The organism is Streptomyces sp. NPDC053426 (genome assembly GCF_055585405.1).
Genome location: NZ_JBVJKE010000011.1, coordinates 162467 through 178310, shown reverse-complemented (window position 1 = coordinate 178310; position 15844 = coordinate 162467). Strand labels below are relative to the sequence as shown.

18 protein-coding genes are annotated in these 15844 nt (G+C 71.1%); 6 read left to right on the top strand and 12 right to left on the bottom strand.

All coding sequences use genetic code 11. The features are described from left to right. The first annotated feature begins 19 nt into the window (after window positions 1–19). Together ACZ62B_RS23170 and ACZ62B_RS23165 are read left to right on the top strand one after the other, a co-directional pair. Complete coding sequence (locus ACZ62B_RS23170; protein WP_344564747.1) at window positions 20–814, top strand: EI24 domain-containing protein; 795 nt, start codon at window positions 20–22, stop codon at window positions 812–814. Beyond that, the gene (locus ACZ62B_RS23165) at window positions 811–1425 is read left to right on the top strand and encodes a LysE family translocator (RefSeq protein WP_344564749.1); all 615 of its coding nucleotides are present in this window, start codon (window positions 811–813) and stop codon (window positions 1423–1425) included. Before ACZ62B_RS23170 ends, ACZ62B_RS23165 begins: the two co-directional genes overlap by 4 nt. Here ACZ62B_RS23165 and ACZ62B_RS23160 read toward each other — a convergent pair. The 3 genes from ACZ62B_RS23160 to ACZ62B_RS23150 all read right to left on the bottom strand — a co-directional run bounded on the left by ACZ62B_RS23160 (window position 1397) and on the right by ACZ62B_RS23150 (window position 4971). After that, on the bottom strand, window positions 1397–2644 hold the full coding sequence (locus ACZ62B_RS23160) for a pyroglutamyl-peptidase I (protein ID WP_469691905.1): 1248 nt from the start codon (window positions 2642–2644) through the stop codon (window positions 1397–1399). The two genes, ACZ62B_RS23165 and ACZ62B_RS23160, sit on opposite strands and share 29 nt — an antisense overlap. A 434-nt stretch (window positions 2645–3078) precedes the next feature. Next, window positions 3079–4056 carry an aldose epimerase family protein gene (locus ACZ62B_RS23155; RefSeq protein WP_468889395.1) on the bottom strand — a complete coding sequence of 326 codons (978 nt, stop codon included), beginning with the start codon at window positions 4054–4056 and terminating at the stop codon, window positions 3079–3081. A gap of 15 nt (window positions 4057–4071) precedes the next feature. Continuing rightward, window positions 4072–4971, bottom strand: coding sequence for an SGNH/GDSL hydrolase family protein (locus ACZ62B_RS23150; RefSeq protein ID WP_469691903.1), 900 nt, complete (start codon window positions 4969–4971; stop codon window positions 4072–4074). Window positions 4972–5166: 195 nt separating this feature from the next. Between ACZ62B_RS23150 and ACZ62B_RS23145 the strand changes: the two genes are divergently transcribed. Then, window positions 5167–5661, top strand: coding sequence for a DUF3145 domain-containing protein (locus ACZ62B_RS23145; protein ID WP_344564755.1), 495 nt, complete (start codon window positions 5167–5169; stop codon window positions 5659–5661). Between the two features lie 216 nt (window positions 5662–5877). Here ACZ62B_RS23145 and fabF read toward each other — a convergent pair whose 3' ends face one another. The 5 genes from fabF to fasR form a co-directional block, all read right to left on the bottom strand. Continuing rightward, on the bottom strand, window positions 5878–7149 hold the full coding sequence (gene fabF, locus ACZ62B_RS23140; protein WP_344564758.1) for a beta-ketoacyl-ACP synthase II: 1272 nt from the start codon (window positions 7147–7149) through the stop codon (window positions 5878–5880). 115 nt (window positions 7150–7264) lie between these two features. Next, window positions 7265–7522: an acyl carrier protein gene (locus ACZ62B_RS23135; RefSeq protein ID WP_344564761.1), complete on the bottom strand. Its 258-nt coding sequence runs from the start codon at window positions 7520–7522 to the stop codon at window positions 7265–7267. Window positions 7523–7602: 80 nt separating this feature from the next. Then, a complete protein-coding gene (locus tag ACZ62B_RS23130) occupies window positions 7603–8604 on the bottom strand; it encodes a ketoacyl-ACP synthase III (RefSeq protein WP_344564763.1) in 1002 nt (333 codons plus the stop codon). Window positions 8605–8627: 23 nt separating this feature from the next. Beyond that, a complete protein-coding gene (locus ACZ62B_RS23125; protein ID WP_344564765.1) occupies window positions 8628–9539 on the bottom strand; it encodes an ACP S-malonyltransferase in 912 nt (303 codons plus the stop codon). Window positions 9540–9628: 89 nt separating this feature from the next. Continuing rightward, complete coding sequence (fasR, locus tag ACZ62B_RS23120; RefSeq protein ID WP_468889398.1) at window positions 9629–10834, bottom strand: fatty acid biosynthesis transcriptional regulator FasR; 1206 nt, start codon at window positions 10832–10834, stop codon at window positions 9629–9631. A 59-nt stretch (window positions 10835–10893) separates the two neighbouring features. Between fasR and ACZ62B_RS23115 the strand changes: the two genes are divergently transcribed. Further along, window positions 10894–11556: a pirin family protein gene (locus ACZ62B_RS23115; protein ID WP_469691900.1), complete on the top strand. Its 663-nt coding sequence runs from the start codon at window positions 10894–10896 to the stop codon at window positions 11554–11556. 30 nt (window positions 11557–11586) lie between these two features. Here the strand turns inward: ACZ62B_RS23115 and ACZ62B_RS23110 are convergent, their stop codons facing one another. From ACZ62B_RS23110 to ACZ62B_RS23095, 4 genes are all read right to left on the bottom strand, one after another. Beyond that, entirely contained in the window at window positions 11587–13113 is a 1527-nt protein-coding gene (locus ACZ62B_RS23110) for a serine/threonine-protein kinase (protein ID WP_469691898.1), read from the bottom strand. A 165-nt stretch (window positions 13114–13278) separates the two neighbouring features. Beyond that, on the bottom strand, window positions 13279–13788 hold the full coding sequence (locus ACZ62B_RS23105; RefSeq protein ID WP_468724954.1) for a hypothetical protein: 510 nt from the start codon (window positions 13786–13788) through the stop codon (window positions 13279–13281). 29 nt (window positions 13789–13817) lie between these two features. Further along, complete coding sequence (locus ACZ62B_RS23100; protein WP_469691896.1) at window positions 13818–14087, bottom strand: DUF397 domain-containing protein; 270 nt, start codon at window positions 14085–14087, stop codon at window positions 13818–13820. Continuing rightward, on the bottom strand, window positions 14056–14895 hold the full coding sequence (locus ACZ62B_RS23095; RefSeq protein WP_469691894.1) for a helix-turn-helix domain-containing protein: 840 nt from the start codon (window positions 14893–14895) through the stop codon (window positions 14056–14058). The genes ACZ62B_RS23100 and ACZ62B_RS23095 overlap by 32 nt, the downstream gene beginning before the upstream one ends. 143 nt (window positions 14896–15038) lie before the next feature. Between ACZ62B_RS23095 and ACZ62B_RS23090 the strand changes: the two genes are divergently transcribed. Both ACZ62B_RS23090 and ACZ62B_RS23085 read left to right on the top strand, forming a co-directional pair. Continuing rightward, window positions 15039–15428 carry an ATP-binding protein gene (locus ACZ62B_RS23090; protein WP_468725034.1) on the top strand — a complete coding sequence of 130 codons (390 nt, stop codon included), beginning with the start codon at window positions 15039–15041 and terminating at the stop codon, window positions 15426–15428. A gap of 123 nt (window positions 15429–15551) precedes the next feature. Continuing rightward, on the top strand, window positions 15552–15794 hold the full coding sequence (locus ACZ62B_RS23085) for a hypothetical protein (protein WP_469691892.1): 243 nt from the start codon (window positions 15552–15554) through the stop codon (window positions 15792–15794). The last annotated feature ends 50 nt before the right edge of the window (window positions 15795–15844 follow it).

The window sequence follows — 15844 nt, the reverse complement described above, 5'->3', positions numbered from 1 at the left end:
CCCCGATAGGGTCTCCCCCATGCGCGATCTTGGGGCGGGTTTCCGGTATCTCATGAAGGGCCAGCGGTGGGTGGCCCGGCACGGCAGGCAGTTCGGGTTCGGGCTGCTGCCGGGGCTGATCACCCTCGTGCTGTACGCGGCGGCGCTGGTCGCGCTGGCGCTGTGGGGGGAGGACTTCGTCGCGTGGGCGACACCGTTCGCCGACGACTGGTCCAGCCCCTGGGCCGGGCTGTTCCGCGGCTTCCTCACCGCCGTGCTGTTCGCGCTCGGCCTGCTGCTGTCCGTGCTCACCTTCACCGCGGTGACCCTGCTCATCGGGCAGCCGTTCTACGAGAAGCTCTCCGAGGAGGTCGACCGGGACGTCTCGCCCGACGGCACCGCCCCCGAGTCGGGGCTGCCGCTGTGGCGGGAGCTGTGGATCTCGGCCCGCGACAGCCTCCGTATCGTCGTACGGGCCCTGGTGTGGGGCGTGCTGCTGTTCGCGCTCGGGTTCATCCCGGTGGTCGGGCAGACCGTCGTACCGGTGATCGGGTTCTTCGTCACCGGGTTCTTCCTCACCGAGGAGCTCACCGCCGTCGCCCTCCAGCGGCGCGGGGTCGAACTGCGCGAGCGGCTCCGCCTGCTGCGCTCCCGCAAGACCCTCGTCTGGGGCTTCGGCACACCCCTGGGGCTGGCGTTCCTCGTCCCGTTCGTCGCCGTGTTCCTGATGCCCGGCGCGGTCGCCGGCGCCACGCTGATGGCCCGCGACCTGCTCGGTGAGGAGACCGCCGGGGACGACGCCGAGGAGTCCGAGGAGGAGGGCGTCTCGTCGTGACCGAGGTGCTCGCCGTCGCCGTCATCACCGTCCTGGCCGTGATCGCGCCGGGCGCCGACTTCGCCATGGTGGTCCGCAACAGCTACCTCCACGGCCGCCGCACCGGTCTGCTCGGCGCGCTCGGCGTCGCCGCCGGTGTCCTCGTCCACGTCACCTACACGATGCTCGGCGTCGGCCTGCTGATCGCCTCCTCGACCTTCCTCTTCACGGTGATCAAGCTGGTCGGCGCGGCCTACCTCGTGTACATCGGCGTCCGCACCTTCCGCACCCGCGGCGAGGTCACCGTCGACCTGGAGAACAGGACGGGGCTGACCCCGCTCGCGGCGCTGCGCACCGGCTTCCTGACCAACGTCCTCAACCCGAAGACGACCCTGTTCGTCGTCTCGACCTTCGCGCAGGTCGTCAGCCCCGGCACCCCGGTCCTCCAGCAGGTGGGCTACGGGCTGTTCATGTCGCTCGCCCACCTGCTGTGGTTCGGCGTCGTCGCCGTGTTCTTCTCCCACGACCGGATGCGCACCCTGATGCTGCGCGGCCAGAAGGTCCTCAACAAGGTGATCGGATCCGTCCTGGCCGGTCTCGGCGTCAGCCTCGCGTTCGCTCCGTCGCACTGACCGCCACGGCCACGATCGACCGCACCTGGTCGATGATGTCCAGCCGGTTCCGTACGAACTCGGGGTCGGTGACCTCGGTGGTGTTCCCGGCGCCGAACTGCAGCACGGGCGTGTGCACATGTCCGCCCGGCAGCCTGTCGTGCAGCCCGAGCCGGTCCCGGAGCAGGGTCGCCCGGTAGGCGATCTCGTTGGACAGGTAGTCCCCGCCGCCCCCGGCCCGCGCCGTCGAGCCGGGCGTCGGCCCCTGAGGCCGTACGACGGGCTCGGTGCCGCCCGCCGGGATCTCGGTCACGCTCGTGTTGTCGTACACCGGGAACCGTCCGGTGTCCGCGGCGACGATCTGCGCGTACGGCAGTGTCGTGGACGTCCACTGCGGCTGCGAGGCCGGGTCGCTGACCGGGATCGTCTCCGTGCGGCCGACGTTCTCGTTGTCCCCGAAGCCGCCCCGCCAGGCCCCGTTGGTCCGCTCGACGTCGAAGCGGCCCACCCGGCCCTGGCTGACGGTGGTGAACAGGTCGACCTCCGGCAGATGCGGCCGCAGCGCCCGCTCCACCGTCCCCTCCGAGAAGTCCCGCCAGCGCACCGGGAACACGGCCGTCTCGACGCGCGCGGGGCCGTCCGCGGTCTCGATCACCGTGCCGTCCAGGGCGAGCGCGACGGCGCCGGACGGGTTGGAGATACGGATGTCCCGGTCCAGGGTGAACGGGTCGAAACCGGTCAGCAGGACCCGCTTCACGCCCTTCCCGTGCGGATGGCGGACAGTGGTCTGCCCGCGCGAGGCCCGCTCCAGCTCGTCGAGCAGCCGCTCCCGCCGCTCGTCGCCCAGCCGGAACCCCGGCTCCCAGGCGCGCAGTTCACGGGTCATCCCGAGCCGCGCCCAGTACAGCGGCCGGTCGTCGTCCCGGCTGAGGTCACCACCCGCCGGACCGCGCCCCTGCGCCCGGTCGACGGCCCTGCGCCACAACGCGGTCCCCTCGCGCACGACGACACGGCGGGCCTGGGCGTAGGAGTGCGTGCGGTCGAGCGCGCGGGCCAACTCCGGCGCCACGTCGGCGAACCCGGAACGGCGGAGTATCTCCTGCGGAGCGTCCCCGTCCAGGCGGCGCTCCTCGACGGTGGGGGAGGACGCCGTCTCGGCGGCGGTCGCGGTCGTGGGGGCGGTGAGGCCGGTCAACAGGGCCAGCCCGAGAACACCGATGCGAACACGTACGGATCTCAAGGAAGTTGGGCCTTCCGTCGTCGTGGGGTACGGGATGCCGAAGGCCGCAGTATCGCCCGCCCGCCACGCCCCACGTCAACCACAGGCAGCCCCCGCCCTCCGCGGGCAGCCCCTCCGCAATCCGCGGGCAGTCGTGCCGCTGGGGCGGCACGGGTGGGCGCGACGGCACCCCGCAAGCGCCGGGCTGCGCAGACACCCTCCGGCCCACACCCACGCCGGGGCACCCCGTACAGCGCCGGGCAGCGCGACCCACCCCCGGCCCACCGCAACACGGCCATATGTGAAGGCTTCGTACGAGATTCAAGCGGGCATGCTGATCGAGGACCCTGATCTCACCGCAACGATTAACGTCTGATCCGGGAAGCACCCACATGAGCAGCCCCGGTCCGGGACCCTGACCCCGGACCGGGGCTTGTGCGTGAGCGGAGGCCGGGCTACCGCACCCCGAACCCGTACACCGTCTCCGACCGGAACACCTCACCCGGCTTCAGCACCGTGCTCGGGAACTCCGGACGGTTCGGGGAGTCCGGGAAGTGCTGGGTCTCCAGCGCGATGCCGTCACCGGGGGCGAAGGGTTCCCCGATGTGGTCCGCGGTGTAGAGCTGCATGCCGGGCTCGGTGGTCGCCACCGTCAGCACCCGGCCCGACGCCGGGTCGTACAGCTCGGCGACCTCCTCGGCGGCCGCCGTCACCCCCTTGTCGAGCACGAAGTTGTCGTCGTACCCGGTGCCCGCCTTCCGCGCCTCACGGAAGTCGAAACGGGTCCCGGTGACGTCGGCGAGCTCCCCGCTCGGGATCAGGTCCGCGTCGGACGGGGTGTAGCGGGAGGCCGCGAGCCGCAGCTCGTGCCCGGCCGCGCTGCCGGAGCCGGCGCCGGCCAGGTTCCAGTACGAGTGGTTCGTCAGGTTCACGTGCGTCGGCGCGTCCGTCACCGCCTCGTACGCGATCCCCAGCGCGCCCCGCTCGCCCAGCGTGTACGTCACGGAGACCTCCAGACGGCCCGGGAAGCCCTCCTCGCCGTCCTCGCAGACCAGGGAGAGCCGCAGACCGTGCTCGACCGGGCTCGCGTCCCACACCCGCTTGTCGAAGCCCCGCTCACCGCCGTGCAGCGAGTTCGGCCCGTTGTTCGCGGCGAGCGTGTGGTCGCGCCCGGCCAGGGAGAAGCGGGCGCCCGCGATCCGGTTGGCGTACCGGCCGATCAGGGCGCCCAGGAAGGGTTCCGGGTGCCGGAGGTAGCCGTCCAGGTCGGAGAACCCCAGCACCACGTTCCCGGTCCGCCCGTCCCGGTCCGGCACCTCGACGTCCTGCACGATCCCGCCGTAGGACAGGATCCGTACCCGTACGCCCGCCCGCTCCAGGGTCCAACGGTGCACCGGCGTGCCGTCGGAAAGTGTGCCGAAGAGTTCGTTCATGTGCGAAACAATAAGTCACGGCTGCTTCGCCGTGACCGTGCGGTACGCGATCTCGGCCAGCTCGGCCTGCCCGTCGACACTGGGGTGGAACCAGTCCCAGCGGCTCAACTGGTCGGTGCCGAAACGGTACTCGTACACCGCGCCGCCGTCGAAGCGGCAGCGGCGGTCCTTCGCGCAGACCTCCTCCAGCACCTCGTTGTAGTCCTCCACCCGGTTCTGCACCGTCTCGCGCCGCAGCGTCGCCGCCGCGTCCAGCGCGTCCGCGTCGCCCAGCATCGACGGGCAGATGCCCAGCTTCCACACCTGCTTGCCCAGCGGATTGGTCCGCCCCTGCGACCAGAGCCGCTTCAGGTTCGGCACGCTCGCCACATACACCTGCGCCTTGGGCAGCGCCTCGCGCAGCGTGCGCATGGCCTCCTGGAAGTCGGCGCGGAAGTCATCCACCGACGTCATCGCCGACGTCGTCTCCCGGCAGGCGTCGTTCGCCCCGGCCATCACCGCCACCAGCTCCGGACTCCGCCGCACCGCCCGCGCCATCTGCCCCGGCAGGTCCGCCATCCGGGCCCCGGTCACCGAGTAGTTCCAGCTCCGCTCGGCCGCCCCCGCCCGCCCCAGCAGCCGTACGGCGAGACTGTCGACCTCCTCGCTGCCGCCCGTCGCCCACGACACCTCGGGGCAGTCCGTCAGCACCGCGCACGCGTCGAAACCGCGCGTGATGGAGTCCCCCACGGCGGCGACCGACTCCGGACTGGTGTCCCACACGGGCGTGGGCTTCGGGGACGGCCGCACCTTCTCCGCCGCCGTGCCCGACGGGGCGGGGGAGCCGCCGCCGGCGGCGTCACAGCCGGTCACACCCAGCGCGACGGCCGTCATGACGGCGAGCACGGTCCGTGAACGGCGTCCGTGTCTCCGCATCGCCCGCTCCATCCATCGCCTCCCCGCGTGTCGTGGTGTGTTCATTGCACACCCGTACAGGCGTCCTGCCGGGTGAATGCTGGAGGTTTCCCGGCACCGGGACCGACGGTACGTCACACTCCTTGCGCCGTCGCACGGTAGCCTCGCCATCAACGTGGTCCACCCGGACCGCGCCTGTTCCGTCCGGAGGTTCCGGTGACGACTCGTGGAGTTCTGTACGTGCACTCCGCGCCGCGCGCGTTGTGCCCGCACGTCGAGTGGGCCATCGCCGGGGTGCTCGGCACGCGCGTCAGCCTGGACTGGATCCGCCAGCCCGCCGCCCCCGGCACCTGGCGCTCGGAGTTCTCCTGGCAGGGCCAGGCCGGCACCGCCTCCAAACTCGCCTCCGCGCTGCGCGGCTGGCAGATGCTGCGCTTCGAGGTCACCTCGGAACCCTGCCCCACCGCCGAGGGCGAGCGCTACAGCTGCACCCCCGACCTGGGCATCTTCCACGCCGTCACCGGCATCCACGGCGACATCCTCATCCCCGAGGACCGCCTCCGCGCCGCCCTGACCCGCTCCCAGACCGAACAGACCGACCTGGAATCGGAGATCGCCAAACTCCTCGGCAAGCCCTGGGACGACGAACTGGAACCCTTCCGCTACGCAGGCGAAGGCGCCCCGGTCCGCTGGCTCCACCAGGTGGTCTAGCAAAACGCGCCCCGATAGGGGCGCGGGGAACTGCGCGACAAGCCACGACGAACCCGCACCCGACCGATCTCCCCCTGGGGTCGAAGGGGCGAAGCCCCTTGAGGACGGGAAGGGTAAGGGCGGCGGGGGCGAAAAAACTCCCGGCACACCCCCACGGCGCCGCACGGCGAAGGGCCCCCACCCCGCCAGGGGTGAAGGCCCTTCGAACAGCCCAGGTCACACGGACCGGAACGCCAGCACCACGTTGTGCCCACCGAACCCGAACGAGTCGTTCAACGCGGCGATCCGCCCGGACACGGGCAACTTCCGCGCCTCTCCCCGAACGACATCCGCCGCCGCCTCGGCCTCGGGATCGAGGTTCTCGACGTTGATCGTCGGCGGAGCCACCCGGTGGTACAGCGCGAGCACGGTGGCCACGGACTCCACCCCGCCCGCCCCGCCCAGCAGATGCCCCGTCATCGACTTCGTCGCGGAGACCGCGAAGTGGTCCGCGTGGTCCCCGAACACCTTCCGCAGAGCCTTCAGCTCCGCGATGTCACCGGCCGGCGTGGACGTCGCGTGCGCGTTGACGTGCACGATCTCCGCCGGATCCAGATCCGTCCGCTCCAGCAGGTTCTGCAGGGCGTGCGAGATGCCCCGCCCCTCCGGCTCCGGCTGCACGATGTCGTGCGCGTCGGCCGAGATGCCCTGCCCGACCGCCTCCGCGTACACGCGGGCGCCACGCGCGGCGGCGTGCTCGGCGGACTCCAGCACGACGACACCCGCGCCCTCACCCATGACGAAGCCGTCACGGGCGACGTCGTAGGGACGCGACGCGCCCTCGGGGTCGTCGTTGTTCTTGGACATCGCCATCATGTTGCCGAACGCGGCGATCGGCAGCGGGTGGATCGCCGCCTCCGTGCCGCCCGCGACGACGACGTCGGCACGGCCGGTGCGGATCATCTCGATGGCGTAGCCGATGGCCTCCGCACCCGACGCGCACGCGGAGACCGGGGTGTGCACACCGGCGCGGGCGCCCACCGCGAGACCCACGTTCGCGGACGGGCCGTTCGGCATCAGCATGGGGACGGTGTGCGGGGAGACACGGCGTACGCCCTTCTCCTTCAGCACGTCGTGCTGGTCCAGCAGGGTCGTCACACCGCCGATGCCGGAGGCGATGACCGCACCCAGCCGGTCCGGGTCGACGCTCGGGTCCTCACCGGCCTTGGCTTCGAAGCCGGCGTCGGCCCACGCCTCCTTGGCCGCGATCAGCGCGAACTGCGCCGAGCGGTCCAGGCGGCGGGCCTGCGGCCGGGGGATGACCTCGGTGGGCTCCACGGCCACCCGGGCCGCGATGCGGACCGCCTGCTCGGCGGCCCACTCCTCCGTGAGGGCCTTGACGCCGGAACGTCCGGCGACCAGTCCCTCCCAGGTCGAGGCTGCGTCGCCACCCAGTGGTGTGGTTGCGCCGATACCGGTGACGACCACGGTGCGATTGGTCGGGCTCATCGGAATTCTTTCTCCAACGGATTACGAGGATTCCTACGGCGCCACCGCCGGGTGGCGGGGCCGGGGCGCCCCGGCCTCCGGGCCTCCCGTGAGGAAGGCCCGGCAGGGCTCGGACCTACTTGCCCAGGTCCTGGTGCTCGAGGATGTACTTGGTCGCGTCGCCGACCGTCTTGAGGTTCTTGACGTCGTCGTCCGGGATCTTGACGTCGAAGCGCTCTTCGGCGGCGACGACGACCTCGACCATGGACAGCGAGTCGACGTCCAGGTCGTCGGTGAAGGACTTGTCCAGCTGGACGTCCTCAACCGGGATGCCGGCGATCTCGTTCACGATCTCCGCGAGACCGGCGACGATCTCTTCCTGAGTGGCGGCCATGGTGGCGCTCCTTCGTTGTGATTCCAGAGGATGGGGTGGTGGTTCCTCGCGTACCGGACGCACGGTCCGGCACGGAGTGCCTAGGGGAGAGTAACGACCGTAGCGGCGTAGACGAGACCCGCCCCGAAGCCGATGACGAGCGCGGTGTCGCCGCTCTTCGCCTCGCCGGTCGCCAGGAGCCGCTCCATCGCGAGCGGGATCGAGGCGGCCGAGGTGTTGCCGGTGGTGCGGATGTCACGGGCGACCGTGACGTGCTCCGGCAGTTTCAGGGTCTTCACCATCGAGTCGATGATCCGCACATTGGCCTGGTGCGGGATGAAGACGTCCAGTTCGTCCGCGGTGATCCCGGCCGCGTCCAGCGCCTGCTGAGCGACCTTCGCCATCTCGAACACGGCCCAGCGGAACACCGCCTGGCCCTCCTGCGTGATCGCGGGGAACTTCTCGACGGTCCCGTCGCGGTAGTCCGTCCACGGCACGGTCTGCTTGATGGTCTCGGACTTGTCGCCCTCCGAGCCCCACACGGTCGGGCCGATCGCGGGCTCCCGGGAGGGGCCGACGACCACCGCGCCCGCGCCGTCACCGAACAGGAAGGCCGTGGCCCGGTCCTCCAGGTCGGTCAGGTCGCTCAGCCGCTCCACGCCGATGACGAGCACGTACTCGGCGGAACCTTCCACCACCATGCCCTTGGCCAGCGTCAGCCCGTAGCCGAAGCCCGCGCAGCCGGCCGAGATGTCGAAGGCGGCGGCCTTGTCCGTGCCCAGCTTGTGGGCGATCTCGGTCGCGACGGCCGGGGTCTGGCTGAAGTGCGAGACGGTCGAGACGACGACGGCGCCGATCTGCGAGGCGTCGATCCCGGCGTCCGCGATCGCCTTGCCGGACGCCTCGACGGACATCGCGGCGACGGTCTCCTCGTCGGACGCCCAGTGCCGGGTCTCGATGCCGGAGCGGGAGCGGATCCACTCGTCGGACGAGTCGATCGTCTCCAGGATCACCTCGTTCGGCACGACCCGGGTGGGCCGGTAGCCGCCCACGCCGAGGATGCGCGCGTACGGGGCGCCCTTGCTGGGCTTGATCTTCGCCATGCGGGTCGGCTCCTTAAAGGGCGTCAGGCGTGCTCGGCGACGAGCTCGCGGGCCGCGTCGAGGTCGGCGGGGGTCTTCAGGGCCAGCGTCTTCACACCGGGCAGGGCACGCTTGGCGAGGCCGGTCAGCGTGCCGCCGGGGCAGACCTCCAGGAGGGCGGTGACGCCGAGCTCCTTGAAGGTCTCCATGCACAGGTCCCAGCGGACCGGGTTGGCGACCTGGCCGACCAGGCGCTGAAGCACCTCGGCGCCGGTCGCGACCGCCTCGCCGTCCTTGTTCGACACGTAGGTGACCTTCGGGTCGCCCGGCGTCAGGGTCTCGGCGGCCTTCGCCAGCGTGTCCACGGCGGGACCCATGTGGTGGGTGTGGAAGGCGCCGGCCACCTTGAGCGCGACGACCCGGCGCACGCCCTCGGGCTTGTCCGCCTCCAGCGCGGCGAGCTGCTCCAAGGTGCCGGCCGCGACGATCTGGCCCGCTCCGTTGATGTTCGCCGGGGTCAGGCCCAGCTTCTCCAGGTGCGCCACGGTCGTCTCGGGGTCGCCGCCGAGCAGCGCCGCCATGCCGGTCTCGGTGATCGCGGCGGCGTCGGCCATGGCCAGACCCCGCTTGCGGACCAGGGAGAGCGCGGCGGTGTCGTCGAGGACGCCCGCGAAGGCGGCGGCGGTGATCTCACCGACGCTGTGACCGGCGACGGCACCGGGTGCCACGTCTCCGAGCGCGGCGGCGGACAGCAGCCCGGCCGCGACCAGCAGCGGCTGGGCGACGGCCGTGTCACGGATCGCGTCCGCGTCGGCCTTCGTGCCGTAGTGGGCGAGGTCGAGTCCGATGGCGTCGGACCACGCGGCGACGCGCTCCCCGGCACCGGGGAGGTCGAGCCATTCAGTCAGAAAGCCGGGAGTCTGGGCACCCTGGCCGGGAGCGACGAGTACGAGCACTCTCACACTCTCTCTTGGGGGCGGCCACGGCCGCCCGTGGGGACAAGGACGAAGAACAGGAGGCGGTTTTGTGGGGCCCCGACAAAAGGCTAGGGATGGAGATCGCCGTCGGCCAGACGCCCCAGGATCAGCGCGATCCGCAGTGTGAACGCAGAGCGTACATCGGAGGGTGACCATCCGGTGACGTCAGTCACACGTCGGAGCCGGTAACGAACGGTGTTGGGATGAACGAACAGCATCCGCGCCGCGCCTTCCAGACTGCTCGCCTGCTCCAGATAGACACTGAGCGTCTCCAGCAGCGCGGCGCCGGCCTCCTCCAGCGGTCTGTAGATCTCCTCCACCAACTGCTCGCGGGCGGACGGGTCTCCGGCGATCGCCCGCTCCGGCAGCAGATCGTCCGCCAGCACCGGGCGCGGGGCGTCCTGCCAGGCGGAACACGCCTTGAGTCCCGCCGCGGCGGCCTGCGCGGACCGGGTCGCGGCCAGCAGATCGGGAACCACCGGACCGGCGACGACAGGACCCGCCGCATACGGCCCGATCAGCGACTTCGCGACGCCCAGCGGATTGTCGCTGCCGCCCGCGATCACCACCAGCCGGTCGCCGAGCACCCCGGTCAGCACCTGGAGCTTGGCGTGCCGGGCGGCCCGCCGGATGGCCTCCACGGTCAGCTCGGAGTCCCCGTCGGGCGCGGTGCCCAGCACCACGCACACATGATCGGGCGAGTTCCACCCCAGGGCGGCGGCCCGCGACACGGCCCCCTCGTCGGCCTCGCCGCTGAGCACCGCGTTCACCACCAGCGACTCCAGCCGCGCGTCCCAGGCACCCCGTGCCTCGGCGGCCTGCGCGTACACCTGGGCGGTGGCGAAGGCGATCTCCCGCGCGTACACGAGCAGCGCCTCGCGCAGCACGCTCTCGTCGCCGGGCGCCGCCACCTCGTCGATGGCGGACTCCATGACCTCGATGGTGGTGCGCACCATCTCCACGGTCTGCCGCAGTGTGATCGCCCGGGTCAGCTCGCGCGGCGCTGTGCCGAACACATCGGTGGAGATGGCCTGCGGGGCGTCGGGGTGCCGGAACCACTCGGTGAACGCGGCGATGCCCGCCTGCGCGACCAGGCCGATCCAGGAACGGTTCTCCGGGGGCATGGCCCGGTACCAGGACAGCGTCTCGTCCATCCGCGCGATCGCCTGCGCGGCGAGACTGCCGGACGACCTCTCCAGCCGCTTCAGCGTCGCGGCATGCGGATGGGCGGGGCGTGCGGCGGCTTCGTTGGTGCTGGTTTCGGGTTCGGGCACGGGAACAAGACTGCCTTATCGGTACGGCCGCGCGTGTCGCCGGGTCTACGGTGGACTCCGTGACGGACGTACGGCGCGCGCACGAGCGCTACCAGGGCGGTGATCCGGCGGCCGGGATCGAGACGTGGCACGCCTTCTCCTTCGGCCCCCACTACGACCCGGACAACCTGCGCTTCGGCGCGATGATCGCCTGCAACGAGGAGCACCTCGCCCCCGGCGCCGGCTTCGACGAGCATCCGCACAGCCACACCGAGATCGTGACGTGGGTGGTGGAGGGCGAGCTGACCCACCGGGACTCCACGGGCCGGGAGACGGTGATCCGCCCCGGCGACGTACAACGCCTGAGCGCCGCGTCCGGCGTCCGCCACGTGGAACGCAACGCCGGCGACCGCCCCCTCACCTTCCTCCAGATGTGGCTGGCGCCGCTGGAGCCCGGGGGCGACCCGCGCTACGAGGTCGTCCCCGGCATAGCGGACTCCACCCCGTACGCCCTCCCGGAGGCGGGCGCGATGCTCCACGTACGCCGGCTCGGCGCAGGGGAGCGGACCGCCGTCCCCGACGCCGCGTGCGTGTACGTCCATGTGGTGCGGGGTGAGGTGGAACTGGAGGGCGAACTGCTGGGCGCGGGCGACGCGGCCCGCCTCACGGACGCGAAGGACGTCGAGGCGGTCGCCGTGAGCCCGGCGGCGGAGCTGCTGCTGTGGGAGATGCGGGCCGTTTAGACGGAGCCCGCCCGGCGGGTCGCCCGGAGGTCAACGGGTGGAACCGTGCAGGGCGGTCCGCTTGAGGACCTTGGGGTGCGGCTGGTAGACGCCGGGCGGGGCGAAAGCCCCCAGTGCCTGGTGGACTTCGGAGCAGGAGGCGTTGCGTTCGGCCCGGTTCAGGGCCAGGAGGGTGAAGGTCGCCAGCGGCGGACGCACGGAGACCGTCTTGGCCGGAAGACCGGTGACGTCGATCTCGCCGGGGTCGCGGAAGCGGCAGAAGAGAGTGACGGAGTACGGTGCCGAGCCGACCGACATCAGGACGCGTTCGAACTCGCGCCAGGGCAGCTCGGCGATGTCGTGACCGCGTCGAAGGGTGACTCCCTCGTGGCCGACGCCCAGTTCGGAGACCTCCCGGAAGGGGCGGCAGGCCGCCCAGTAATAAGCGGCGGTGGGTACCGCGAAGGTCAGGTACAAGGCCAGGACGGCAGCCCAGTTGGCGATCACGTCCACGCCCTGCACGACGGCCACGCCCAGGGGTATCGTCCCCAGCGCCGCCACCTGCAGGAGCCCCTGGAACAGGCGCCGGAAACGTATGCCCCGGAAGCGGTCCTCGCCGCCGTCGATGAGCTCCAGCGGAGCGTCGGTGTGAGCCGGCCGGGCTTCCGCCCTCACGGGAGCCGCCGGTTCCGCGGCATCGGCGGCATCCATGCCGCGGGTGTACGCGACCGTGGGCACGGCCGCCGGGACCGGCTCGGTCGGGAGCTCACCGCCCGTGAACAGAGCGACCAGCGCGGCTGCCGAAGGCCGGCGCGCCGGGTCCTTCGCCAGGCACAGGGCGATGGTGCCGCGCAGTTCGTCGGGAACGGCCGACAGGTCCGGTTCCTCGCCGACGACCCGGTAGAGCAGAGCGACCGGGGTGCCTCTGCCGAAGGGCTCCACACCGGTGGCGGCGTGGGCGAGGACCGTGCCGAGGGAGAAGATGTCACTCGGCGTACCGACCTGCGCGCCGGTGGCCTGTTCCGGAGACATGAAGCCGGGGGTGCCGATGACCACGCCCGTGTGGGTGAGCGCGGTGCTCGTGCCCGAGCTCTCCAGGGCCTTGGAGATGCCGAAGTCGATGACGCGGGGGCCGGTGTCCGTCAGCAGGATGTTGGAGGGCTTCAGGTCCCGGTGGACCAGGTTCAGCGCGTGGATGGAGACCAGCGCCTCCGCCAGCCCGGCGCCGAGGTCGCGTACCTCGGCCGTCGAAAGCGGGCCGCCGTCGGCGATCCTGCTGTGCAGTGAAGGCCCGGGGATGTACTCGCTCGCGATCCACGGCTCGGGGGCCTCCGGATCCGCGTCCACCACCGCGGCGGTCCAGTAGCCGCCGACCTTCATCGCCAACTCGACCTCGCGGCGGAAGCGCCCACGGAACCCGGGGTCGTCGGAGATGTCGTTCCTGACCACCTTGACCGCGACCCTGCGGCCCGACGGGGACCGGCCCAGATAGACACGCCCCATTCCGCCACTGCCGAGCCTGCCGAGGAGCCGGTAGGGCCCGACCTCCCGGGGATCGCCCGGTACCAGTTCGTCCAACGCTGCGCCCCTCCCCGTTCGTTGAGCCCCGAGCATATTCATCGGCGACGTACAGAGCCTGAACACCGCGTCCGGCGTCCGCCATGTGGAACACAACGCCGACGACCGCCCTCTCCCCTTCCTCCAGATGTGGCCGGCGCCGCTGGAGCCCGGGGGCGACCCGCGCTACGAGGTCGTCCACGGCGGCATCCGCCCGGACGGCGAGGAACCGGGACCGGGCGACGCGGCCCGCATCACGGACGCGAAGGATGTCGAGGCCGTCGCCGTCACCCCACCGAACTGCTCCTGTGGGAGCTGCGGGGCGAGCGAGCCGCCGCGCCGGCGCGACCGCGTTTCCGGGAGGAAAGGCACTTGGAGCAGGTGTGGGTGCGCGAGGCCCTGGAGGGCCGCGACGACCTGTGCCAGCGCGGAACGGGTCTGTTGCACGGCGGCCGGCAGGGAGCCGGTGTGCCGCTCCTCCTCCAGCAGCAGATTGCGCAGCGCCGTGTCCGGCGCCAGCGCGGTCCAGCCGCTACGGGCCTCCGGCGCCGGTACGAACAGGCCGAGCCCGGTGAGGAGTTGGAAGGCTTCGGCGAAGCTCGTTCGGGAGTGCTGATGACCGCGAACGGCGGCCCGCTCGGCGACGGTTGGCGCATCTCGCGCCTCGATGCGGTGTGCCCGGCGAGGGAACCGCATTGAGCCGTGCCGGCGACCCGATGCGCGGACTACCGCAGAGCGTCGACGAACGCCTGCCAGGCACCGGCGCCGACGGTGACGACCGGGCCGGAGGGGTTCTTGCTGTCGCGGACGGGGACGGTTCCGGTGGGGCAGGCGGGGGCGACCTCTACGCAATCACCGCCGGTGTTGCCGCTGTACGAGGACGTGCGCCAAGAGGCACCGTCGGTGACGGTGCATTCGACGCAATCCCCGCCGTTGCTTCCGCTGTAACTGGACTTACGCCACTCAACGTTCCTCAGTGCGGTGCTGGGTCGCATAGCGTTCCTCCATCACGCGGGTGATCAGTCTTGCCGAGTCCTCGGGGGAGAGGGCTGAGGCTTGAAGTCGAGCGTAGCCGACCGAGCGCTCCTTGATCACGTTCGGATTGGCCGTCATGTGACCCTGGTCGTAGCCGTCCATGTAGAACAGATCGGGGTTGTCGTCAAACCTCAGAAGATTGAACGACCCCATCATTCCGGCGTGTTGGCCCGGACGAAAGGGCAGGATCTGGACCTCCACCCAGGGATTGCTTCTGAAGGACAACAGGTGAGCGAGTTGCCGACGCATGACGTCGGGCCCACCGATCTCTCTGAGCAAAGCGGCCTCGTCCAGGACTGCCCAGAGTGCGGGTGGTTGGGCACGCTTGAGGATGCGCTGGCGCTCCATCCTGGCCGCCACCACCTCGTCCACCTTGCTGTGGTTCTCCACGCTGAGCACTGCCCGCGCGTACTCCTCCGTCTGCAACAGCCCGTAGACCAACTGCGCCTGGTACGTCGAGATGTACGCCGCCTTCGCTTCCATCTCCGCGTACGGCTGGAACCACGTGGGGAGTTGGCTGCGCAGCACCAGGCCGATGAGGCGGGAGAACAGGCCGTCCGTGCCGAGGGCCGCGTCCACGCGTTCGGAGAAGTCCCGCGTCGGGACCTTCTTCGTGGTCTCGATCTGGCCGATCAGCGAGCCCGTGCAGAAGATGATCTCGCCGAGCTGCCCCTGTTTGAGGCCGTGCGCCTCGCGCTGGCGGCGCAGTTCCCAGCCGTAGTAGTCGAGCGGGGAAGCGGTGGGGTCGAGCGACTGGATGTTGACCACGGCGGCACCTCACTTCAACGCCTCACGGCGTTCGTTTCGTTCCGTAGTCAAGCGTATGCGGAGCGTCGCATGATTATGACGTGAATCACGTAACTGATCCGCAGGCGGCGGACATCCGCACCGAGTACCACGCCGAGTTCGCCATGGGGGAGCACTCGGCCCGGCATCTGCGCCGCATCCTGCGGCTGTACCTCGTCGGCTCGGGACTGGCCGAGGTGACCGACGCCGCAGAGCTGGCGCTCACCGAGCTGGTCGCCAACGTCGTACGGCACGTGCCCGGCCGCCGCTGCCGCATCTGCTTCCTGCTCCGGCCCGGCGGAGTGCGGGTGGAAGTCGCGGACGACTGCCCGGAGCTGCCCGCGCGGACCGTCGGCGGCGGGCTCGGTGAGAGCGGGCGCGGGCTGGTGATCGTGGACGCGGTCGCCGACCGGTGGGGCGTCACCGTCCGTCCCGGCGGGCGGGGCAAGACGGTGTGGTTCGAGTGCCTGGGACGGTGTCGGGCGGCGCCCGTCGAGGCCGAGGCCGGACCCTGAGTCACCGGATCCCTGCGCGCCTTGAACCATCGTCGTGGCTCCGCCGTTGTGTCTCCTGTTCAGCCGCACAGGGTGCCGATGTCCTGCGTCGCAGGGTCCGGTTCCATCCACGAGGAGAGACGTATGAAGTCGTGGCGTTCCCGTATCGCCGCTGCCGCGATCGGTACCGCGCTGGTCACCATTCCGCTGACCGCGGCCCCGGCGTCCGCCGCCGGCACCAACCCCTGGGGCTACATAGCGATCTCCGGATGGAGGGACAAACTCGCGTGCGTGGACGACGGGCAGTACGCCCTCGCCCACGGGTACGTGAACTACTACTGCGACTGGGACGACCCGTACTGGGTCCTGTGGGCCCTCCCCGCGTAGGACCAGCCGCCGACGGGCGGCTGACCGGCGCGGGGAGCCGGGGCCGGCCG